This is a genomic window from Spirillospora sp. NPDC127506 (genome assembly GCF_040302145.1).
Lineage (GTDB): Bacteria > Actinomycetota > Actinomycetes > Streptosporangiales > Streptosporangiaceae > Spirillospora.
In genome coordinates this window covers 226,365-248,667 of the sequence record NZ_JBEORG010000004.1, presented here as the reverse complement: position 1 = coordinate 248,667, position 22,303 = coordinate 226,365, and the positions used below count along the sequence as shown (strand labels likewise).

The window sequence follows — 22,303 nt, the reverse complement described above, 5'->3', positions numbered from 1 at the left end:
GGGAAGGGCGTACCGATGAGCGCAGGCCGCGACAGCGTCGGGACGGTCGACGACCTCCACGCGTCCGCCGGCAAGGTCACCGGGATGGACGACTTCGGCGGCGACGAGTACCTCGAAGGGCTCAAGGTGCTGCTGGAGTCCCTTTCGAAGGACGCCGGCCTCACCCCGCTCGGGAACAAGGCCCAGCGGGCGATGCTGCGAGGCGCGCTCGCCGCCCGGCAGTTCTCCGAGGCCGCGTGGAAACGCCACCCCGAACATGCGAACGTCCCCATCGAGCGGCCCATTTTCGTCACCGGCCTGCCGCGCACCGGAACGACCGCGCTGCACAGGCTCCTCACCGCCGACCCCGCCCACCAGGGCCTCGACCTGTGGCTCGCCGAAGTGCCGCAGCCGCGTCCTCCCCGCGAGACCTGGGCCGACAATCCGGTCTTCCAGGCGATCGACGCCGGATACCGCCGCCACCATGTCGAGAACCCCGAGTTCATGGGCGTCCACTACATCTCGGCGGACTCCGTCGAAGAGTGCTGGCAGCTCCTCCGCCAGAGCATGCTCTCGATTTCCTTCGAATGCCTGGCGCACCTGCCGACCTACTCCTCCTGGCTCGCCGAACAGGACTGGACGCCCGCCTACCGACGGCACCGGCGCAACCTGCAGCTCATCGGCCTCAACGACGCCGGCCGGCGCTGGGTGTTGAAGAACCCCAGCCACCTTTTCGCCTTGGACGCGCTTCTCGACGTCTATCCCGACGCGCTCATCGTCCAGACGCACCGGACGCCGCGTACCGCGATGGCGTCCATGTGCAGCCTCGCCGCGCACGCCACCGACGGATGGTCGGACGTGTTCACCGGCGCCACCATCGGCCGCGACCAGCTGGACCTGTGGAGCAGGGGCCTCGACCGATTCCGCGAAGTGCGGGCGCGTCGCGATCCCGACCAGTTCGCGGACGTCCACTACGACGACTTCGTCCGCGACCCGATCGGCACCGTCGAGGCCGTCTACACCCGCTTCGGTCTTCCGTTCACCGACGAGGCCAGAACGGCGATGACGCAGCTCCACAACGAGAGCACCACCGGCGCGGCGAAACCGGCGCACCGCTACTCGCTCGAAGACTTCGGCCTCACCCCGCAAGAGGTGGACGAGCGCTTCTCCGACTACACCGCCACCCTGCCGACCGTCAGTCCAGCCCTACCGCTGGTCAGCGCGGACGATAGGCAGGGGCAAGACCCGCCAAACCCGAGGTAGGGCGCCGGGCGGCTGGGGTAGAGCACCACCCACCACACCGCAGAACCGCCCACGGGGATGAGCCGTATGACGAAACCGCCGCCGCGCGTGCAGAGGAACCGCGCGAGCCTGACGTACAAACTGCGCTATGCGACCCAGAACCCGGACAAGATCAAGGGCTACCTGTCCAGGGTCACCCGCGACTGGAAACTCCGCGTCGCCCACCGGAGCCATGTGGCGTACTACCGGGCGGTGATGAAGGCGGACGCGGCCAAGAGCCCCGAGGCCGCCGTCGGCAGCCCCACCCGCGACCGCTGGCTGAAACTCGGCCGGATGCAGTTCGACTACCTGCTCCAGCACGGCCTCAAGCCCGACGACCGGGTCCTGGAGATCGGCTGCGGCAACCTCCGCGCCGGGTGGCGGTTCATCGACTACCTGGACGCCGGCAACTACTACGGCATCGACATCTCGCCCGACATCCTGCTCGCCGCGCAGAACACCCTCGTCCAGCAGGACCTGCAGAACAAGGTGCCGCACCTGACGCTCGTCAACGACCTGAAGCTGCGGTTCCTGCCTTCCCGGCACTTCACCGTCGTGCACGCGCACAGCGTGTTCAGCCATTCGCCCATCGACGTCATCGACGAATGCCTCGCCAACGTCGGACGAGTGCTCGCACCGGACGGCTTCTTCGACTTCACCTTCGACCGGACGGAGGGAGCCGAGCACCACGTCCTCCGCGAGGACTTCTACTACCGGACGGAAACGCTGATCGGGCTCGCCGAACGCCACGGTTTCGCCGCCCGGTTCATGGAGGACTGGGAGGAACTCCCGCACGGCCAATCCAAGATCCGCGTCACCCACGCCGAATCCTGACCGCGCTCCGGCGGGCGGCGCGCGGGGTCGTCACGCCGGGGTGAAGACGGGGATGGCGAACAAACCTGAGAGGCGGGCCACCGCCTCCGGGATCACCCGGTAGTAGACCCACGTCCCCCGACGCTCGCCCTCGATCAAACCCGCCTGGCGCAGCACCTTCAGATGGTGCGAGATGGTCGGCGCGCTCAGCTCGAACGACCCGGTCAGGTCGCACACGCACGCCTCGCCGCCCTCCACCGAAGCGATCATGTTCAGCAGGCGCAGCCGCACCGGATCGGCCAGCGCCTTGAACACCTTCGCCAGCTCGGCAGCCTCCGCCTCGCCGAGCAGCGGGCCGCTCAGCGGCGCGCAGCACGCCTCCATCACGACGTCGTCCAACCGCAAGAACTTAGACATACATCTAATTTGACATCTATCGAAGCGATGAGGCAACCTGGCCTTGTTTCGATGTCTGTCAAAGCAGCAGACTGGTTCAGGGAGGAACGCCGTGACCGAGAGCAGAGAGCCGCAGGAGCCCGCCCCACCGGCCGCCGAGGGGAGCTGCTGCGGCGTCAGCGCGTGCTGCACGGACGCCGAGCAGGCCGCGGACCCGGACAAGACCGTCGAGCAGGCCAAGACCGATGCCGGCTGCGGCTGCCTCGCCGACGAGGCCGCCCAGCGGCCCGGCGCGCGGCATCCCGTCGTGGTCATCGGGGCCGGGCCGGTCGGGCTCGCGGCCGCCGCGCACCTCGCCGAGCGCGGGCTGGAGTTCCTCGTCCTGGAGGCCGGCGCCACGGTCGGCGCCGCGATCTCCGAATGGGGACATGTCCGGCTGTTCTCGCCCTGGCGGTACGACACCGACGCCGCCGCCCGCCGGCTGCTCGAACCCGCCGGGTGGACGGCGCCGCCCGCCGACGTCCTGCCCACGGGCGCCGAACTCGTCCGCGACTACCTGGTCCCGCTCGCCGAGACGCCCCAGCTGAACGGGCGCGTCCGCACGTCCACCCGCGTGCTCGCCGTGACCCGCGACGGCGTGGACACGACCCGCACCATCGGACGCGACGAGCACCCGCTGCTCGTCCGCGTCCGCGAGCCGGACGGGACGGTCGCCGACCTGCGGGCCCGCGCCGTCATCGACGCCTCCGGCACGTGGGGCAACACCAACCCGCTCGGCCACTCCGGGCTGCCCGCCCCGGGCGAGGACGAGGCCGCCGCCCACCTGACCGGGCCGCTGCCGGACGTCCTCGGCCGCGACCGCGACCGCTTCGCCGGCCGGCACGCGCTCGTCGTCGGCATGGGCCACTCCGCCGCCAACACCCTGCTCGCCCTGGCCGAACTCGCGGCCGAAGAACCCGGCACCCGCATCACCTGGGCCGTGCGCGACGCCTCGGTCGCCCGCCTCTACGGCGGCGGCGACGCGGACGGCCTGCCCGCGCGCGGCGCGCTCGGCTCCCGGCTGAAGGACGCCGTCGAGGCGGGCGCCATCGACCTCGTGCGCAGCTTCACAATCGCTCGTTTCACGGTGACCGGCACCGGCGTCCAGGTGCACGGCACGACCCCGGACGGGGACCGGACGCTCGCGGTCGACACGGTCGTGGCCGCCACCGGGTTCCGGCCCGACCTGGCGATGCTCCGCGAAGTCCGGCTCGACCTCGACCCGGCCACCGAGGCGCCGGCGAAGCTGGCGCCGCTCATCGATCCCAACTTCCACTCCTGCGGAACCGTCCCGCCGCACGGCGAACGCGACCTCGCCCACCCCGAGACCGGGTTCTACCTCGCCGGGGCCAAGAGCTACGGCCGCGCCCCCACCTTCCTGATGGCGACCGGCTACGAACAGGTCCGCTCCATCGTCGCCGCGCTGGCCGGGGACCGCGAGGCCGCCGACACCGTCCAGCTCGACCTGCCCGAGACGGGTGTCTGCTCCACCGACCTGGCCGAGGAGGCGGACGGCGGCTGCTGCGGCGGCGGGCCGGAGCCGGAACTCGTGCAGATCGGGTCGGGTGCGCCGTCGGGCGGAGTGGGCTTCGCCACCGGGCGCCCGAACGGGTACTCCGGCGACGCCGAGCGGGCCGGGCGCGCACAGCAGGCCGAGCGCGCCGACGCCTGACGCGATGAGCCGCGACATGCCCGCACCGGTCCCCGCGGCGCGCTCCGCCGCCCGGACCGGTGCGGCCGGCATGTCGCCCGTCCCGCTGATCGCGCTGTGCGTCACCGAGATCACCAGCTGGGGCGTGCTGTACTACGCCTTCCCGGTGCTGGCGCCCGCCATCGCCGCCGACACCGGCTGGTCGATCGCCACCGCCACCGCCGCGTTCTCGATCGCCCTGGTCGTGGCCGCGATCGGCGGCATCCCCGCGGGACGGCTGCTGGACCGGCACGGCCCCCGCGCCCTCATGACCGCCGGCTCGGCGGCCGCCGCCCTCGCCGTCGTCCTGATCGCGGCGGCCCCGAACCTCCTCTGCTTCACCGCCGCCTGGCTGCTGGCGGGGTCCGCGATGACCGCCGTCCTCTACCAGCCGGCCTTCGCCGCCCTGACCCGCTACTACGCGCCCCGCCACGTCCCGGCGCTGACCACGCTCACCCTCGTCGCCGGACTCGCCAGCACCGTCTTCGCGCCGCTCACCGACGCGCTGGCGCACCACCTGTCCTGGCGCGGCGTCTATCTCGTGCTGGCGGCCGTCCTCGCCGCCGTCACCATCCCGCTGCACGCGATCGCGCTGCGCCACCCGTGGCCGCCGGCCCCGAAGCGGCCGTCCGGCGGCGGCCATCCGCACCGGGTGGGCCAGGTCGTCCGCAGCCGCCCGTTCCTGCTGCTCGCGCTGGCGTTCACGCTGTCGGCCTTCGCGATGTTCGCGGTCATGACCAACCTCATCCCGCTGCTCACCTCGCGCGGCGCCGACTCGACGACCGCCGCGTGGGCGCTCGGCCTCGGCGGCGTCGGCCAGGTCGCCGGACGCCTCGGCTACGGCTCCCTCGCCCGCCGCACCAGCGTCCGCGCCCGGACGGTCTGGATCCTCTCCGCCGGCGCGGTCACCACGGCGGGCCTGGCCGTCCTGCCCGGCCCCGTCGCGCTGCTCACCGGCATCGCCGTCCTCGCGGGCGCCCCGCGCGGCATCACCACCCTCCTGCAGGCCACCGCCGTCAGCGACCGCTGGGGCACCGCCGCCTACGGCTCCCTCTCCGGCATCCTCGCCGCCCCCGTCACCACCGCGACCGCACTGGCCCCCTGGGCGGGCGCCGCCCTCGCCACCGCGCTCGGCGGCTACCCGAACCTCTTCCTCCTCCTGACCGCCTGCGCGACCGTGGCCGCGGCCCTCGCCCCCGCGACCGTCCCCCACCCCTGAAGGCACCCGCCTCTACGCGGGACGCCGCCTGAACGCCGCAGGCCCCTTCACCGCGGACGGGCGGCACTGTGTTGTCCGGAAGCGAGCACAGGTGAAGTGCGCAGGTCGTACTGGGCGGTATGTCAGCGGGGCTGGAAGATGCGGTCGACGACGCGGCTGGCGGCTTTGCCGTCGTCCAGTTCGCAGAAACGCTGGGTGAACTGCTGGTAGGCGGTTTCGTGGGCGTGGGCGACCTGGTCGATGCAGCGCAGTGCCTCGATCACCTCCTGGGAGGAGCCCAGCAGCGGGCCGGGCGCGTGGTGTTGGAAGTCGAAGTAGAAGCCGCGCAGTTGGTCGCGGTAGTGCTCCAGGTCGTAGGTGAAGAACAGCATGGGCCGGCCGGTGTTGGCGTAGTCGAACATCAGTGAGGAGTAGTCGGTGATCAGCACGTCGGCGACCAGGAACAGCTCGGCGATGTCGGGGTAGGCCGACACGTCCCGCACGAACCCGCCCCCCACCTGCGGGACGGTGTCGACCACGTTGGGATGGCGCCGGATCAGCAGCACGTGGTCGTCGCCGAGTTCGGCCGCCGCCCGTTCCAGGTCCAGCCGCAGGTCCAGCCGGTATCGGCCCGGCCCGTAGTAGCTGTCGTCGCGCCAGGTCGGTGCGTACAGCACCGCGCGTTTGCCGGGCGGCAGGCCCAGCCGCGCGCGCACCCGCTGGGCCGGGACGTCGCGGTCGGGGCTGGCGAGTATGTCGTTGCGGGGGTAGCCGGTTTCGATGAGGTCGCCGTGGTAGCGGAATGCGCGCCGCAGGATCGGGGTGCTGAAGGCGTTGGGGGAGATCAGGTAGCTCCAGCCGGGTGCTTCTTTGGCGACTTTCTCCAGGTAGCGGGGGTTGGCGAACTGCACGTCCTGGATGTCGAAGCCGATGCGTTTGAGCGGGGTGCCGTGCCAGGTCTGCACCACTATCTGGCCGGGGCGGCGTGTGAACCATTCGGGCAGGTGGGCGTTGGTGATGATGTAGCGGCTGCGCGCCATCGCCTCATACCATTCGGCGCCCCACAACCGCACCGCACGGGCGGTGTCGGGCAGTTCCACCTGCGCGTCCCGCACCACCCACAGGTGCTCGACGTCGGCGTCTCGGCGGATGAGTTCCTCATGAATGGCGCGGGGGCTGTCGGAGTACTGCTTGCCCGAGTAGCTGTCGTACAGCACCGCCTCGCGCAGCGGACGCAGCCGCCGCGGCGTGCGGTAGTGGCGGGCGCGGGTCCGGGCCTGGCGGTAGGCGCCGCGCTCGTCCGGCCGCAGATCGGAATGGGCCTCCACCACCGGCACGTCATACCCCTGCTCACGGAAGACGTAGCGGCGGCCGTCCACGGTCGTCTCGACGGGCAGGCGGGCCAGTGCCGCGTGGTCCAGGGGGACGGCCAGGCTCGGCCCGGCCGGCTCCGTCCGGCTCGCCGGCCGCCGCACGCGGACGTCCCATCTGCCGGACGCCAGCGGCAGGACGCCGCCGAGGGTGGCCAGGCGCGGCAGCGGAAGCTCGGCCCGGAACCGGCCGTCCGCGCGGGACACCGGGAACGCCCGCTCCTCGCTGCGCTCGCGGCTGCGCAGCACCAGCTCCGCCGGATCCGGCGCGCCCGCCGGCCACTCGCCGGTCAGCACGAGCGTCCCGTCCTGCTGCCATGCCGCGCCGGTGAGGACCGGACGAGGGGTGCGCGCCTTCAGACCCGCGTAGCCGTGGCGGGAGCGGTAGACGACGAACTCCTTGCCGCCGGCCGTGTAGAGGCCCTCCTCGACGTCGTCGTCGAGGACGAGCCGTACCAGTTCGTCGCCCGCGGAATCGTCGGACGCGGAGTCGTCCGCCGGCGCGGGGGTGTCGGCCGAGGTCGGGTCGTCGGCCGCGCCGGGGGCCTCGGCGGCGGCGAAATCGTCCGGCATCCCCGGCGTGCTCGCGGGGCGGTTCCCCGTCGCGGACGCGTCGCCCGCGGCCGCGTCGGCCAGGGACGCGGGCTCGTCGTCCTCTTCCTCGGTGCCGGCGTCCGCCGCCGGGACGCTGGCCGGCGCGGACTCGTCCGCCGATGACGCGGCCTCCACCGCCACGGGCTCGGACCCGCCGGCGGCAGGCGCCCCTTCGGCGAAGTCAGTCGGCGCGACGCCGCTTCCCTCGCCGGCATCGGCCGGCACGCTCAGGTCGAGCCGCCAGCCGGTCTCGTCATCGCGGGTGGCGCCGGGGAGACCGTCCTCGCCCAGGACGGGCATGTCGTCGATCAGCTCGCGAACCGGGATCCGCACGCGGAAACCGCCGCCGGCGCCGTCCGGTGCGACCGGGTAGCGGTTCAGCAGCGTCCCGGCCCGCCGCCGCACCGCGACCGCGGCGCCGTCCGGCACACCGCCCAGGATCGTTCCGCGGATCTCCACGGCGCCATCGCCGACCCGGTGGCCGGTGACGCGCGCCCGCACCGTCTCCACCCGCAGCCGCAGCATGCCGCCCCGCGTGATCAGCGGGACCACCCGCACGTCATCGGTGACGTAGTGCCAGGCCGGGTGCGCGCCGCTGCCGGACGCCGGCGCCGCCAGCGCCCCGCGCCGCAGCACCCCCCCGCCGTACACACCGGCCGCGACCAGCCACGTCCCGTCCACATACCGGCCCCCGCGCCGCAGCCGCTTCGGATCGATCACCGCCGAGAACCCCGACCACACGTGGCTGCGGTCGGGGTCGCGGGAGACATCGTCGGCGTCGGGGCAGCGCCGCGTCCACGCCGGTATCACCCTGGTGGCGCCGCTGCCGGTCTCCCGGACACCGATGGCCTTCAGGGACGACCAGGGGAACCGCGTGCCGATGTTGGCGATGAAGGCGTGCCCGGTGATGTGCAGCTTGCCGTCCCGCCAGGTCGCCTCGTGCAGCCGGGCGCGGACGGCCAGTTCCTCGCCCAGCCGGAACACGCTGCGCGGAATCCGCAGCCGGCGGTCGCCCCAGAACGGGTACTTGGCGTAATGGCGCCACAACCGGCGGGTCACCGGGATGCGCAGCCCCCGGCGTTCGTACTCCAGTACCTCCAGCAACTCCGGCATCAATCCGCGGCCGACCAGGTGCCATTTGAGGCGCATCATGGCCGGCAGATCGTTCATCGCCGTGCGGTCGGCCTGCTCCAGGAAACCGTGCGCCAGCTCGACGAACCTGGCCCGGAACTCCTCATCGGCCTCGCCCAGCACGTTCAGGAAGATGCGCAGATCACTGCGCAGCGCCACCTCGTCATATTCACGCTTGCACGCGCGCACCCCCGGCTCGGGCCGCGACCCCAGAAAACGGCTCACCGACTCCACCGCCGCGAACCGGTCGGTCACCGCACCGATCTCAGTACGCCGCTGCGTGATCGACAACGACCCCCCGCTCCGCTGCCGCCAGTAGTACACCGGCTCAGCCACCACATCCACCGCCGACGCCAGAAAATGCGCCGGCAGCGTCACCGGGATGTCCTCATACAGCACACCCTCGGGAAAGCGGAACCCGTGCTCATCCCAGAACCGGCGCCGGAACACCTTGTTGGGCACCAGCCGGTCATACATCAGCAGACGATCCCGCGTGACATGAGTGCGCAACCGCGTCGCCCCCATCGGACGCCGGTGCATCGGCGACTGCACCAGCCCCTCCTCGGTCAACAGCAGCACATTGCCCGAAGCGATGTCCGAACCCGTCCGCTCCAGCGTCCCCACCAGCAACTCCAGCGCATGCTCGGGCAGCACGTCATCACTGTCGACAAACGCCAGGAACCGGCCGCGCACCAGCGCCGCCCCCACATTGCGCGCCCGGCCCAGCCCCCCGTTGGGCTGGCTGACCACACGAAACCGCGGATCGGCCGCAGCGAACTCTTCGGCGATCCGCCCGCCGGCGTCGGTCGACCCGTCATCGACCAGCACCACATCCAATTCCCCGATCGACTGCCGGGCGATCGAGACCAAACATTCCTCAAGATACGGCTCGACGTTGTAAATGGGCACCACAACGCCAACACGCGGCTCTGGCTCGGATGTCATCAACTATGCCTCCCGTACCCGACACGGGTTTCCGCCCCTGTAGTAAGACGCTTACTCACGCCGTGCCGATCACATGAACCGGTGCCCCGATGAGCCGATCCGGGGCCGCTTCCGGGTGCTCCGGTCCCGTAAAACGCCCTGACCTCGATGATCGACATCTAACGTCCGAACCCGCGTTGAGCTTGCGGTCGGTCAGAATTCGGCGTGGGCGGTCACCGCATTCGTCGATGCTCCGAGATGTGCTACTTCCGCCGCTTGACGCCGTCAAAGCTCTCCGTCGCCGAACGCACGCTTGAGGGCACGAATCCACGTCCCGAGCGGGTGTGGGGCCGCGGCGCCGCGGGTCCGGCCTGGGAACCCGGCCCCCTCGGAGGAGGCTGTTAGCGATATCAGGTCCGTCCGTCAAGGGCCGGTCCATCTCCTGCGGTGCCGCCGGGGGGATTGACATGCGCTTGAGTTAGCGCAAACATTCGTGACACGCGCCACACGGACGAAGGCGGGCGAAGTGGACGAGACACGGCACGGCCGCGCGGCGGGACGCAGGCGGCTGCTCAAGAACGATGTCGCCGGAGCGGTCGAAGATCCCGTCCTGACCGTTTTCCCGGCCCCGGAGGCGCGTCGCCGGAATCTGCCCGGACGCCGCGCCAGGCGGTCCCGGCCCGTCCCGCGCGCGAGCGCCCGCCCTCGCGCCTGACTCTCGGGAGGTCCTGCCCCCAGGTCCCCCCGAATGGCAATGTTATCGCTAACACAATCCGATCGCCGACCGTCTGACCTGTGGAGACTCCGATGACCGAACGCGAAGCGCGCACCCCGGAGGAGTCCCGCCGGGCGCGCCCTCGCCCCGTCCGCGAAGTCTGACCACCGGCCGTTCCCAGAGACACCTCAAGACGCCCTTCGCCGAGCACCCCCGAGGAAGAAGGAAGAACCCCATGTTCAAGCGGCTCATCGTCGCCGTCGCCAGCACCTCGCTGGCGCTGACGGCACTCAGCGCCTGCGGCGACTCCGGCGGCAGCAGCGGCTCAGGATCCGGCTCCGACAAGCTCGTCCTCGGCTTCGCCCAGGTCGGTGCCGAGTCGGGCTGGCGGACCGCCAACACCAAGGACATCCAGGAGTCCGCGAAGGCCGCGGGCGTCGAACTGAAGTTCTCCGACGCGCAGCAGAAGCAGGAGAACCAGATCGCCGCGATCCGGTCGTTCATCAAGCAGAAGGTGGACGTCATCGCCTTCTCGCCGGTGGTCGTGACCGGCTGGGACGCCGTCCTCAAGGAGGCGAAGGCCGCGAACATCCCGGTCGTCCTCACCGACCGGGCCGTCGACTCCGACCCGTCCCTCTACGTCACCTTCCTCGGCTCGGACTTCGTCGAAGAGGGCAAGAAGGCCGGCGACTGGGTCGTCAACGAGTACAAGGACGCCAAGGAGCCCGTCAACATCATCCAGCTGGAGGGGACGGTCGGCGCCGCGCCCGCGATCGACCGCAAGAAGGGCTTCGAGCAGGCCATCTCCGCCAACCCCAACCTCAAGGTGATCGCCTCGCAGTCCGGCGACTTCACCCGCGCCAAGGGCAAGGAGGTCATGCAGGCCCTCCTCAAGGCCCACAAGGACGTCGACGTGCTGTTCGCGCACAACGACGACATGGGGCTGGGCGCGATGCAGGCGATCCAGGAGGCCGGCCTCACCCCCGGCAAGGACATCAAGATCGTCACCGTGGACGCCGTCCACGACGGCCTCCAGGCGCTGGCGGACGGCAAGTTCAACTTCGTGGTCGAGTGCAACCCGCTGCTCGGCGGCCAGCTGATGGACGCCGCGAAGAAGGTCAAGGCCGGCCAGAAGGTGCCGAAGCGCATCGTCACCGTCGAGACGGTCTTCGACCAGGCCAAGGCCAAGGAGGCCCTGCCGACCCGCAAGTACTGACCACCCGAGTTCCGCCGGGGCCGTGGCCGCCCGCAGCGGCCCCGGCGGGCACCACAGGGCGGGCACCGAGCAAGTGGAGGAGGCGGCGATGGCCGTTCCCGTCCTGGAGATGGACGGCATCTCCAAGGGGTTCCCGGGGGTCCAGGCCCTCGACGACGTGGCGTTCCGGCTGTTCCCCGGCGAGGTGCACGCGCTGATGGGCGAGAACGGCGCCGGCAAGTCCACCCTGATCAAGGTGCTGACCGGCGTCTACGAGGCCGACGCCGGGACGGTCGCGATCGACGGCCGCGACACCGTCATCCAGGGCCCGCTGCACGCGCAGCGGCTCGGCATCAGCACCGTCTACCAGGAGGTCAACCTCTGCGCGAACCTGTCGGTCGCGGAGAACATCTTCATCGGCCGGGAGCCGCGCCGGTTCGGGCGGATCGACTGGGCCGCGGTCAACCGCCGGTCGGCCGAGCTGCTGGCCCGGCTGGACCTCGACCTCGACGTCACCGCGCAGCTCGGCTCCTACTCGCTGGCCGTGCAGCAGCTTGTCGCGATCGTCCGGGCGGTGGACCTGAACGCGAAGGTGCTGATCCTGGACGAGCCGACGTCCAGCCTCGACCGCGGCGAGGTCGGCCGGCTGTTCGACGTCATGCGGCGGCTGAAGGACGACGGCGTCGCGATCCTGTTCGTCTCCCACTTCCTGGAGCAGATCTACGAGATCTGCGACCGGGTGACGGTGCTGCGCAACGGCCGCCTCGTCGGCGAGTACCCCATCGGGGAGCTGAGCCGGTTCGACCTGGTCGCGAAGATGACCGGGCAGGAACTGGCCACGCTGGAGGAACTCGACGAGGCGTCGCCGGAGGCCCCCCGGGGCGAGCGGCTCCTCGCGCTCGAAGGCGTCGGGCGCACCGGCGCCATCGACCCCGTCGACCTCGAACTGCACGCGGGCGAGGTCGTCGGCTTCGCCGGCCTGCTCGGCTCGGGCCGCTCGGAGCTCGCCCGGCTGATCTTCGGCGCGGACCACGCCGACTCCGGCCGCATCCGGGCCGGCGACGGCGGCCCCGTCTCGATCAGGACGCCGCGCGCCGCGATCGACCGGGGCGTCGCGTTCTGCCCCGAGGACCGCAAGGGCGACGGCCTCGTCATGGACCTGACCGTCGAGGAGAACATCGTCCTCGCCCTGCAGGCCGCGCGCGGCTGGCTCCGCCCGCTGAGCCAGCGCCGCCGCGACGAGCTCGTGGACGAGTACATCAAGGCGCTGCGCATCCAGCCGCCGAACCCGGACACACCGGTCAAGAACCTCTCCGGCGGCAACCAGCAGAAGGTGCTGCTCGCCCGCTGGCTCATCACCCGGCCGAAACTGCTCATCCTGGACGAGCCGACGCGCGGCATCGACATCGGCGCCAAGACCGAGATCCAGAAGCTGGTGGTGTCGCTGGCCCGCGACGGCATCGGCGTGGTGTTCATCTCCGCCGAGCTGGAGGAGGTCCTGCGCATCTCGCACAAGGTCGAGGTGCTGCGCGACCGGCGGCTCGTGGCCGAGCTCCGCAACGACGGGTCGCTGACCCCCGAACGCATCCTGCAGACGATCGCGAACGGAGACGCGCAGCGATGAACCCCGCAGCATCCCGCCTCGCCGCACTCACCAAGAGCACGCTGTTCTGGCCGGTGACCGTGCTGGTCGTCATGCTGCTCGGCAACGTGATCTTCACGCACGGCTTCCTGTCGATCCACGTCCGGCAGGGCCACCTGTACGGCAGCCTCATCGACATCCTGCTGTTCGGCGCGCCGCTCATGCTGGTCGCCCTCGGCATGACGATCGTCATCGCGACCGGCGGCATCGACCTGTCCGTCGGCGCGACCGTGGCGATCTCCGGCGCGATGGCCTGCTACCTGATCAGCAAGGGGCACGGGCTGTTCGTGGCGATCGGCGTCGCCCTCGCGGCGTCCCTGCTGCTGGGACTGTGGAACGGGCTGCTGGTCACGCGGCTCGGCATCCAGCCCATCATCGCCACGCTCATCCTCATGGTGGCCGGGCGCGGCGTCGCGCAGCTCATCACCGGCGGGCAGATCATCACGATCAACAACAAGGACTACAAGCTGATCGGCGGCGGCTACTGGCTCGGCCTGCCGTTCTCGATCATCCTGGTGGCGATCGCGCTCGCGGTCACCGTCGTGCTGACCCGCCGGACCGCGCTCGGCATGCTGCTGGAGTCGGTCGGCGGCAACGCCGAGGCGTCCCGGCTCGTCGGCATCCGGTCCGCCGGGCTGATCGTCCTGGCGTACGTATTCTGCGGGCTGTGCGCCGGGATCGCCGGGCTGATGATCAGCTCCAACACGCTGTCGGCGGACGGCAACCACGCGGGCCTGTGGATCGAGCTGGACGCGATCCTCGCCGTCGTCCTCGGCGGCACCGCCCTCACCGGCGGGCGGTTCTCCCTCGCCGGGACGGTCGTCGGCGCCCTCATCATCCAGACGCTCGACACCACCATCTACACCGCGGGCATCCCGCCCCGCACGACGCTGGTCTTCGAGGCCGTCGTCGTCACGATCGTCTGCCTGCTCCAGTCGCCCGCCTTCCGCGCCAAGGTGCTCCGCCGGCGCAGGCGCGCCGCGGAGCCGGCACCCACCACCCCCAAGCAGGAGGAGGTCACGGCATGAGCGACGTCCTTGCCAGTGCCATCGACCGCGGCCGCCCGCTCATGCCGCGCCGCAGGCACGTGCCCGTCCTGGTGACGCTCGGCCTGTTCCTCGCCGCCTTCGCCGCCGGGGCGATCCGCTACCCCAACTTCGGCTCCACCCAGGTCTTCCTCGACCTGTTCATCGACAACGGCTTCCTCATCGTCGTCGCGGTCGGCATGACGTTCGTGATCCTGACCGGCGGCATCGACCTGTCCGTCGGCTCCGTCGTCGCGCTGTCCGGCATGCTGTGCGCGATCGGCACGATGAAGCTGCACCTGCCCGCGCCCGTCGTCATCCCGCTGGTGCTGGCCGTCGGGACGCTGTTCGGCGCGGCGATGGGCTACATGATCCACGTGTTCCAGGTGCAGCCGTTCATCGCGACCCTCGCCGGGATGTTCCTGGCCCGCGGCCTGTGCCTGACGCTCAGCGAGAACCAGATCTCCATCGACAACTCGTTCTTCGACGCCCTCGCCCTGAACTCCCTCCACCTGCCGGGCCGCACCCACCTGTCCTACGGCGCCGTCACGGCCCTGGTGGTGTTCGCCATCGGCGCCTACGTCCTGCAGTGGACGCGCACCGGACGCAACGTCTACGCGGTCGGCGGCAACGAGCAGTCCGCGCTGCTGATGGGCCTGCCCGTCGGCCGCACCAAGATCCAGGTGTACGCGATCAGCGGCTTCTGCTCCGCGCTCGGCGGCGTCCTGTTCGCGCTCTACACCCTCTCCGGCGACCCCACCCACGCCATCGGGATGGAGCTCGACGCGATCGCCGCCGTCGTCATCGGCGGGACCGTCCTCACCGGCGGCTCCGGCTACCTCATCGGCAGCGTCCTCGGCGTCCTCGTGCTCGGCGTCATCAAGACCATCCTCAGCTTCGAGGGCACCCTCAGCTCATGGTGGACGCGCATCGCCATCGGCGTCCTGCTGTTCGGCTTCATCGCCCTCCAGCGCCTCATCGCCGCCCGCCGCCGAATCCGCACGTCCACCTGAACGACGGCCACCTGAACGGCGGCCACCTGAACGGCGGCCACCTGAACGACGGCCACCTGAACGACGGCCACCTGAACGGCGGCGGCCCTTCCCCCGGCGGCGGTCCGGGGGAAGGGCCTGGAGCCGGCGCCCGGTCCCCAGGGCGCCGGTCCGTCGGCAGAGCCGTTCACGTTCCGCGGGCGAGGCGTCCGCGGCCGGCTCAGTCGCAGAGGGTCGGACGGGGGTCGGTGATGCCGTCGGTGCAGTCTTCGGGGACGAAGCCCGCCTTCTCGGTCCTGACCTTCGGCCGCCAGGTGTAGAGGGCCTTGTCCTTGGCGTCGTACCCGGTGACGCTCATGACGCGGATCGTGGGCGAGGTCATCGCGCCCTTGGACATCGGCCCGGTGGCCTTACGGTCGGGGATCATCTTCGTGGGCGTCTGGGCGATGAAGAATCCGTTGTCGACGGCGGCCTGGCCGGTGCGCCCGCCCTCCCAGACGACGTAAATCCTGGTCACCGCCGGCTTGGCGCGGCCGACGACCACGGCGTGCAGTTCGTCCCACCCGCTGAGCGCCTGGATCTGGCGGATCCCGTCGACGCGCAGCGGCGCGTCGAACCCGAAGAGCCCGCCGCGCGACGTGCCCGGCCAGGGGTGGAACTGCGGCGGCTCGGTGTTGGTCTTGCCGCTGGTCGCGCACAGCACGTAGCCGCGCGCGCTGCCGACCTCGGCGAGCCGCCCGCCCTCGACGGGCATCGTGGTGAGCAGCCGGAAGTCCGCGGCGCCGCCCATGTCGGAGCGGCTCTCGCCCATGGTGCCGACGGGCGGCCCGTTGCGCATGCAGGCGCGGGCCAGCGCCAGCTCCTGCCGGCTGTTGTCCGGCAGGCCGCGCCCGTCCTGCGGCGGCGCGCTCGGCTTGCTGAGGGCGCCGTCCTCCGCCCGCCCGCCGCCCGCGGTGATCGTCAGGGGCACGGCGACCGCCAGGGCGAGGCCGGCCGCCCCGGCGGCGGCCGCGGCCCTGCGGCGGCGGGTGGCGGTCCGGATGGCGCGGGCGGCGAGGCCGTCGGCGGGCTCGGCGCGCTCGGCGAGCGCGGTGAAGGCGTCTTTGAACATCTGGTCGGTCATGGTCAGCTCCCCGTGGGTGCGAGGTGGGCGGCCAGGTCGGGGGCCAGTTCCCGGAGCCGGGCGATGGCGCGGTGGGTCTGGCTGCGGACGGTGCCGACGGAGCAGCCCATGATGTCCGCGATCTCGGTCTCCGGCAGGTCCTCGTAGTAGCGCAGGACCAGCACCGCCCGCTTGCGCGGCGGCAGCGCCAGCAGCGCGCGCTCCAGCGTCACCCGCAGATCGACGTCCGGCCCGGCGGAGGGCAGCTCCGGAGGCTCGGCCACGACCGACTCCCGGCGGCGCCACCGCCACCGGGTCACCTGCTCGTTGTACATGGCGCGGCGGACGTAGCCCTCGGGGTTGTCGCGCACGTGCCCCCACCGCGCGGCCGTCTTCGCCAGCGCGTTCTGCAGCAGGTCCTCGGCGGCGTGCTGGTCCCCGGTCAGCACGTACGCCGTCCGGATGAGGCTGGTCGACCGCGCCGCGACGAACGCGCTGAAGCTCTCGCGGGCCTCTCGCTTCAAAGGGCCTCCTCTGTGGCTGTCACCCCCTCAGACATCCGGGAGGCCCGCAACTATGCCGCGTCCCCCGACTTTCCCGCCAACTCACCTCAGCGTGGGACGTCCACCAGGACCTTGCCGACCGCACCGCCCTCCACTGCCCGGGTGCGCGCCGGCGGCGCGCGGCACGTCCTCGGCGACGGTGAGCGTCCGCCGGAGCCGGACGCTCCCGCACCGGCCCGGCAGCCGGTGAGCGGCCGGGTCGGCGCGGGAGCTCACATGGGCGAGGGCCTCAGTCCAGTTCTATGTAGTCGAGTTCGGCGTACCCGGTGCCGCCCTGGAAGTACGGCGACCCCTTGGCCAGCCGGATCACGCTGTACCCGGCGGGCAGGTTGACGGTCGTGGAGATCGTCGAGCCGAACTGGCCCCAGCCGCCGGTGGGCGGGTAGCTGACCGTGGACCACGCGCCGCCGTTGTAGGCGATCCCCTGGGTGGACGTCGCGCCGGTGCCGTTGGCGTAGCCGATCTTCATCGTGTACGTCCGGGCGGTCGGGACGTTGACGATGAAGTCGACGTAGCTGTCGGTGCGGGGGTCGCCGGAGTTGTCGATCCGGCCGACGTAGCCGCCGTTCGAGGCGCTCCCGGAGGAGAGCCGCTCCGCCCGGAACACCGCGGCGTTCTCGGCCTCGTACCGGTGCTGGTAGGCGGGCGTGCCGCTCGCCGGCTCGACCAGCAGGCGGTAGGCGGAGTTCGCGTCCATGCCGGAGACCGGCACGGAGATCTCCCCGTTGTGCACGGTGTACGTCCTGTCCCAGACGGCCGTCGGCGCCGAGACCGCGGTGTGCCGGCCGGAGTACGGCGTCGACTCCAGCCGCACCCGGACGGACCCGCCGAACCCGTTCAGCCCGGTGACCCGGACGGTGTTGGTGCCCGACGCGTGCCCGGCGACCACGTTGACGATCTTGCGGGTGCCGTCGTAGGACGCGAAGCCGTCCAGCCCCGTCTGCGCCTGGGGCGTCGTGGCCACCATGTTGCCGGCCATGTCGCCGTACCACTTGTACAGCCAGTACGTCCCGGTCGGCCGGCCGTTCGCGACGAGCCCGTTCAGCGTCCCGTACTCGTACCAGAACGCGCGGTCGGCCGAGTCGACCCCGCCGCGTTCGAGCTTGGCGATGAAGCTCGCGGCGTTGCCCGGCTGGTCGACGGCCTGCGTGCCCGCGTACTCGTTGATCGAGATGCGGCGCGGGCTGATCCCGAGCGACCGCTCCAGCGCCCGGTAGGCGGAGATGTCGGCGGCTATCGCGGACGGGTCCTGGGCCAGCTCGTGCCAGCAGATGATGTCGGGCAGGACGCCGTTGTCGCGGGCGTAGGTCAGGAACGACCGCATGTAGTCGGCGTTGTACCAGCTCAGGCTCGGGCCGACGATCGGTGTGACCGGGTCCTTGGCGCGGACGCGGCGGAACGTGCGGGCCCAGCCGTCGTTGAAGGCGCCCGCCGCCCCGGTGTTCCAGGTCCAGTCGGGCTCGTTCCAGAGTTCGTAGCCCTCGATGTTCGTGACGGCGGTCTTGGCGAGCCGGGCGCTCACCTGGGCGTCGACCTTGCCGAGCCAGTCGTCCCAGCTCACCCACCTGTAGGGGAAGTCGGGGTAGATGTCGGGCATCCGGATGATGACGGACGCGCCGAGCCTGTCCGCCTGCGGGGCGACCAGCAGGGCGTCGCCCGCGGGGGGCTGGCCGTTCGGCGCCTGCCGCACGCCGGGCGCGGGCTGGGTGACCGTGCGCGGGTGCAGCGGGTAGAGCAGCGCGTCGGCGGGCCGGTTGCCCTCGATGAGCCCGTACAGGCCGCCGGTCGCCACATGGGTGACGGGACGGAACGGGGCGGCGACGTTCACCACGAGCGTGGCTCCGTCGGCGTGGGCGGGGGCGAGGGCGGCGGTCTGGACGGCCGCGATCGCGCTCAGGGCGAGTCCGGTGGCGAGGAACCTCCGGCGTCTGGAACTCATGGGTCACCTCGGGGGGTGGGCCGCGGGCGTCACCGGGGACGCGGGCGGGACGGGGGAGCGGGGACGGGGCGGGGGAGCGGGGCGGGTGCGGTGAGCCCGGCGAGCCGGGGCACCGGGCTCCGAAAAGGTTTTCGGGAGGAACGTAAGAACGGGGGCGCCGGTTGTCAAGGGTCCTTTTCAGTCACGCGCCGCTTACAATGCTCGGAGCTCGGAAAGGTTTTCGGTGACCAGACGCCCATCTCCAGCAGTGACCCTCACCGAGGTGGCCCGGCGCGCCGGGGTGTCGGTGGCGACGGCCTCCAAGGCGCTGAACGCGCGGCCGGACGTCGCCCCGGAGACCCGCACCCGCGTCCTCGCGGTCGCCGAGGAGCTGTCCTTCCAGCCCAACGCGCTCGCCCGCGGCCTGCTGTCCGGCAGCACCCGGACGGTCGGGCTGCTCACCGACGAGCTCGCGGGGCGCTTCGCGATCCCCGTCCTGCTGGGCGTCGAGAACGCGCTCGGGGACGGGGAGATGTCGGTGCTGCTGTGCGACGCGCGCGGCGACGCCGTCCGGCGGCGGCAGCACATCCGCACGCTGCTGGCCCGGCAGGTCGACGGGCTGATCGTGCTCGGCGACCGCAACGACGTCCGCGAGTCGCTCACCGCGGGCATCCCCGTCCCGGTCGTCTACGCCTACGGGCAGTCCGACGACCCCGGCGACCTGTCCGTCGTCGCGGACGACGTGGGCGGCGCGCGCCTCGCCGCCGAGCACCTGCTCGCGCTCGGCCGCCGGCGGGTCGCGCACATCACCGGCGAGGAGGGCTACCGGGCCGCGCGGGACCGGGCGGCGGGGCTGCTGGAGGTGCTGGGCGGCGCGGGCCTCCGGCTCGCCGGCGGCCGCCCGTCCTACGGGGCCTGGTCCCAGCGCTGGGGGCGGCAGGCGACCCGCATGCTGCTCGACGCGGAGCCCGGCGTGGACGCGCTCTTCTGCGGCAGCGACCAGATCGCCTACGGGGCCATCGACGCGCTGCACGACCTCGGCCGCCGCGTGCCCGACGACGTCGCCGTCATCGGCTACGACAACTGGGAGATCTTCGCGACCGAGAGCCGCCCCCCGCTCAGCACCGTCGACCTCGACCTCGAACGGCTCGGCGCCACCGCGGCGCGGGAGCTGATCGCGGCGCTGGAGGGCGAGCGGCGGGCGGGCGTCGTCCGGCATCCGGGCCGGCTCGTCGTCCGCGAGTCGACCGCGCCGAGCTGATCACGGGGTGCGCGAGGACGCGGGGCCGGTGCTGGCGCGCAGCGAGATCGGCGGTGTCAGCAGCTGGTGCCGCAGCGGCGCCCCCGGGTCGCCGATGCGCTCCAGCAGCAGGTCGATGGCCATGCGGCCCATCTCGCGGGAGGGGACGTCGGCGGCGGTCAGCTCGGGGGTCACGGCCTCGGCCCACCGGCTGCCCACGATGCCGGTGACGGACATGTCGCGGGGGATCTCCCGCCCGGCGGCCCCGAGCCCCCGGTACAGCCCGCCGAGCGCCGCCTCGTTCAGGGTCACGATCCCGGTCACGCCCGGGTCGTCCGACAGGATCCGCGCCACGCAGGACTCGCCCGCCGCGGCGTCGTCCCCGCACTGGTAGGAGCGGCCGGCGAGCCCGTGCTCGGCGAGCGCCTCCTCGAACCCGTCCTGGCCGCGCCGCGCCGACTCGTACCCGGCGCGGATGAGCTCCTCGGACCGGTTGACCAGCGCGAGCCGGCGGTGCCCGAGCTGCGCCAGGTGCCGGACGCAGTGCTGGACGAGCCGCCCGTGGTCGAGGTCGACCCAGCTGGTGCCGTCCGGCTGCGCGGTGCGGCCGATCGTCACGAACGGGAAGCCGGTCGCGCGCATGCGGTCGACACGGGCGTCCTGCAGGCGGATCTCCATCAGGACCGCGCCGTCCACCCGCCGCTCCCCGATCAGCCGGTGGAAGGCGCGGTCCTCCGCCCCTCCCGGCGACATCAGCACGTCGTAGTCGCGGACGGCGGCGGCGTCGACCAGGCCCCCGATGAAGTCGAGCTGCATGTCGGTGTAGTGCGTGCTCGCGGGCGGGAAGACCAGGCCCAGCGTCCGGGTCTCGCCGCGGGCGAGCGCACGCGCGCTGGCGTTCGGCTGGTACCCCATCTCGTCGATGACCTGCTGGATGCGCAGCCGGGTGCCCTCCGACACCGGCCGCTTCCCGCTGATCGCGTAGGACACCGTGCTGCGCGACACCCGCGCCCGCCGTGCGATCTCCCCGATGGTCACGGACGTCGCTTCATCGAACCGATTCGACAAGGATCCTCCAACCCGTGCCTTCACGATAGCGGCTGCGACGCTTTGTCGAACCGGTTCGCCCCACCTAAATATGGGCGTCCCGAACCATTGACCGGTGACGGGGAACGCGCTTATCGTGCATCGAACCGGTTCGGCGAACCGGTTCGATGCAGTTGACGCGCCCGGCGCGCGCCGGAAAGGAAACCGCGATGACCCACCCTGTCCACCACCTCAGGACGCGCTTCCTGGCGGCGGGCGCCGCCGCGCTCACGCTGGCCGCGCTCACCGGCTGCTCGTCCGGCGGCTCTGCGGCCGACTCCGGCACCTACACGATCTGGGACCCCTACCCCCAGTACCAGGCCGACTCCGAGTGGGCGAAGCTGCTGGACGGGTGCGGCTCCGCCGCGGGCGTGAAGATGAAGCGCACCGCCTACGACACCACGGACCTGACCAACAAGGCGCTGCTCGCCGCGCAGCAGGGCAACGCCCCGGACGTCCTCATCGTCGACAACCCGGTGGTGTCCACGCTCGCCGAGGCCGGCGTCCTCACCACGACGGCCGACACCAGCACGGACACTTCGATGATCCAGCCCAACCTGCTGGCGGCCGGGCAGGCCGGCGGCAAGACCTACGGCATCCCCCTCGGCGCCAACACCCTCGCGCTCTTCTACAACAAGGACGTGCTGAAGGCGGCGGACGTCGACGCCTCCACGATCAAGGACTGGGCGAGCCTCACCGCCGCGCTCCAGAAGGTGAAGGCGGCCGGCAAGAAGGGGATCACGTTCTCCGCCATCGGCACCGAGGAGGGCAGCTTCCAGTTCCTGCCCTGGTTCTGGGGTGCGAAAGCGCAGCTCACGAAGCTCGACTCGGAGCAGTCCGTCAGCGCGCTGGCCCTGTGGTCCGACTGGCTGAAGAAGGGCTACGCGCCCAAGTCGGTCCTGAACAACACCCAGACCACCAGCTGGCAGGAGTTCGCCACCGGCGACTACGCCTTCTCCGAGAACGGCACGTGGCAGCTGGAGAACGTCAAGAAGGCGGGCTTCCCGTACGGGATCATCCCGATCCCCGCGAAGGACGGCGGGACCGCGCCCGCCCCGACCGGGGGCGAGTTCGTGACCATCCCGGTGCAGGACGACACCGGCCGCTACGGGACGTCCAAGAAGATCGCCGACTGCCTGACCAGCGGGGACCACTCCTTCACCGCGGTCAGCACGCTCTCCTACATCGCGCCGACCACCCAGATCCAGCAGAAGCAGGTCGAGGCCAAGCCCGAGCTCAAGGTGTGGGTCGACGCGGTGCACGCGGCGAAGGGCCGCACCAGCGACAACCTCGGTACCAAGTACCCGAGGATCTCCCAGCAGATGTGGACGGCCGTGCAGGGCGCGCTGAGCGGTTCGGCCACGCCCCAGGAGGCGATGGCGAAGGCCCAGACGTCGGTGAAGTGACGCG

At 71.7% G+C, this 22,303-nt stretch carries 16 protein-coding genes; 10 read left to right on the top strand and 6 right to left on the bottom strand.

The window, feature by feature from the left end:
• The first annotated feature begins 15 nt into the window (after window positions 1–15).
• Window positions 16–1,242 carry a sulfotransferase family protein gene (locus ABTW95_RS06970; RefSeq protein WP_500225366.1) on the top strand — a complete coding sequence of 409 codons (1,227 nt, stop codon included), beginning with the start codon at window positions 16–18 and terminating at the stop codon, window positions 1,240–1,242.
• Window positions 1,243–1,308: 66 nt separating this feature from the next.
• A complete protein-coding gene (locus ABTW95_RS06965) occupies window positions 1,309–2,094 on the top strand; it encodes a class I SAM-dependent methyltransferase (RefSeq protein ID WP_500225363.1) in 786 nt (261 codons plus the stop codon).
• A 30-nt stretch (window positions 2,095–2,124) separates the two neighbouring features.
• Here the strand turns inward: ABTW95_RS06965 and ABTW95_RS06960 are convergent, their stop codons facing one another.
• Window positions 2,125–2,457 carry an ArsR/SmtB family transcription factor gene (locus ABTW95_RS06960; protein ID WP_500225448.1) on the bottom strand — a complete coding sequence of 111 codons (333 nt, stop codon included), beginning with the start codon at window positions 2,455–2,457 and terminating at the stop codon, window positions 2,125–2,127.
• A gap of 124 nt (window positions 2,458–2,581) precedes the next feature.
• On the opposite strand from ABTW95_RS06960, the gene ABTW95_RS06955 reads away from it, so the two are divergent.
• Together ABTW95_RS06955 and ABTW95_RS06950 are read left to right on the top strand one after the other, a co-directional pair.
• Window positions 2,582–4,180, top strand: coding sequence for an FAD-dependent oxidoreductase (locus tag ABTW95_RS06955; RefSeq protein ID WP_500225362.1), 1,599 nt, complete (start codon window positions 2,582–2,584; stop codon window positions 4,178–4,180).
• A gap of 16 nt (window positions 4,181–4,196) precedes the next feature.
• Entirely contained in the window at window positions 4,197–5,417 is a 1,221-nt protein-coding gene (locus tag ABTW95_RS06950; RefSeq protein ID WP_500225360.1) for an MFS transporter, read from the top strand.
• Between the two features lie 122 nt (window positions 5,418–5,539).
• Here the strand turns inward: ABTW95_RS06950 and ABTW95_RS06945 are convergent, their stop codons facing one another.
• Entirely contained in the window at window positions 5,540–9,436 is a 3,897-nt protein-coding gene (locus ABTW95_RS06945; protein WP_500225357.1) for a bifunctional glycosyltransferase/CDP-glycerol:glycerophosphate glycerophosphotransferase, read from the bottom strand.
• 929 nt (window positions 9,437–10,365) lie between these two features.
• On the opposite strand from ABTW95_RS06945, the gene ABTW95_RS06940 reads away from it, so the two are divergent.
• From ABTW95_RS06940 to yjfF, 4 genes are all read left to right on the top strand, one after another.
• Complete coding sequence (locus ABTW95_RS06940) at window positions 10,366–11,346, top strand: ABC transporter substrate-binding protein (RefSeq protein WP_396450716.1); 981 nt, start codon at window positions 10,366–10,368, stop codon at window positions 11,344–11,346.
• A gap of 88 nt (window positions 11,347–11,434) precedes the next feature.
• Window positions 11,435–12,949, top strand: a complete 1,515-nt coding sequence (locus ABTW95_RS06935) for a sugar ABC transporter ATP-binding protein (protein ID WP_500225355.1) — start codon at window positions 11,435–11,437, stop codon at window positions 12,947–12,949.
• The gene (locus ABTW95_RS06930; RefSeq protein WP_396450712.1) at window positions 12,946–13,995 is read left to right on the top strand and encodes an ABC transporter permease; all 1,050 of its coding nucleotides are present in this window, start codon (window positions 12,946–12,948) and stop codon (window positions 13,993–13,995) included. The genes ABTW95_RS06935 and ABTW95_RS06930 overlap by 4 nt, the downstream gene beginning before the upstream one ends.
• On the top strand, window positions 13,992–15,005 hold the full coding sequence (yjfF, locus tag ABTW95_RS06925; protein ID WP_500225352.1) for a galactofuranose ABC transporter, permease protein YjfF: 1,014 nt from the start codon (window positions 13,992–13,994) through the stop codon (window positions 15,003–15,005). The genes ABTW95_RS06930 and yjfF overlap by 4 nt, the downstream gene beginning before the upstream one ends.
• Before the next feature lie 199 nt (window positions 15,006–15,204).
• On the opposite strand, the gene ABTW95_RS06920 is transcribed toward yjfF, so the two are convergent.
• The 3 genes from ABTW95_RS06920 to ABTW95_RS06910 form a co-directional block, all read right to left on the bottom strand.
• Window positions 15,205–16,107 (bottom strand): hypothetical protein, encoded by a 903-nt coding sequence (locus ABTW95_RS06920; RefSeq protein WP_500225350.1) that lies wholly within the window; start codon window positions 16,105–16,107, stop codon window positions 15,205–15,207.
• 2 nt (window positions 16,108–16,109) lie between these two features.
• Window positions 16,110–16,610, bottom strand: coding sequence for a SigE family RNA polymerase sigma factor (locus ABTW95_RS06915; protein ID WP_396450707.1), 501 nt, complete (start codon window positions 16,608–16,610; stop codon window positions 16,110–16,112).
• A gap of 268 nt (window positions 16,611–16,878) precedes the next feature.
• Window positions 16,879–18,588 (bottom strand): carbohydrate-binding protein, encoded by a 1,710-nt coding sequence (locus ABTW95_RS06910; protein WP_500225349.1) that lies wholly within the window; start codon window positions 18,586–18,588, stop codon window positions 16,879–16,881.
• 223 nt (window positions 18,589–18,811) lie between these two features.
• Here ABTW95_RS06910 and ABTW95_RS06905 point away from each other — a divergent pair, with 223 nt between their 5' ends.
• Window positions 18,812–19,828 carry a LacI family DNA-binding transcriptional regulator gene (locus tag ABTW95_RS06905; RefSeq protein ID WP_396450703.1) on the top strand — a complete coding sequence of 339 codons (1,017 nt, stop codon included), beginning with the start codon at window positions 18,812–18,814 and terminating at the stop codon, window positions 19,826–19,828.
• Here ABTW95_RS06905 and ABTW95_RS06900 read toward each other — a convergent pair whose 3' ends face one another.
• On the bottom strand, window positions 19,829–20,845 hold the full coding sequence (locus tag ABTW95_RS06900) for a LacI family DNA-binding transcriptional regulator (protein WP_500225345.1): 1,017 nt from the start codon (window positions 20,843–20,845) through the stop codon (window positions 19,829–19,831). It lies immediately after the preceding gene.
• Between the two features lie 218 nt (window positions 20,846–21,063).
• Here ABTW95_RS06900 and ABTW95_RS06895 point away from each other — a divergent pair, with 218 nt between their 5' ends.
• Complete coding sequence (locus tag ABTW95_RS06895; protein WP_396450700.1) at window positions 21,064–22,299, top strand: sugar ABC transporter substrate-binding protein; 1,236 nt, start codon at window positions 21,064–21,066, stop codon at window positions 22,297–22,299.
• Window positions 22,300–22,303 lie beyond the last annotated feature (4 nt).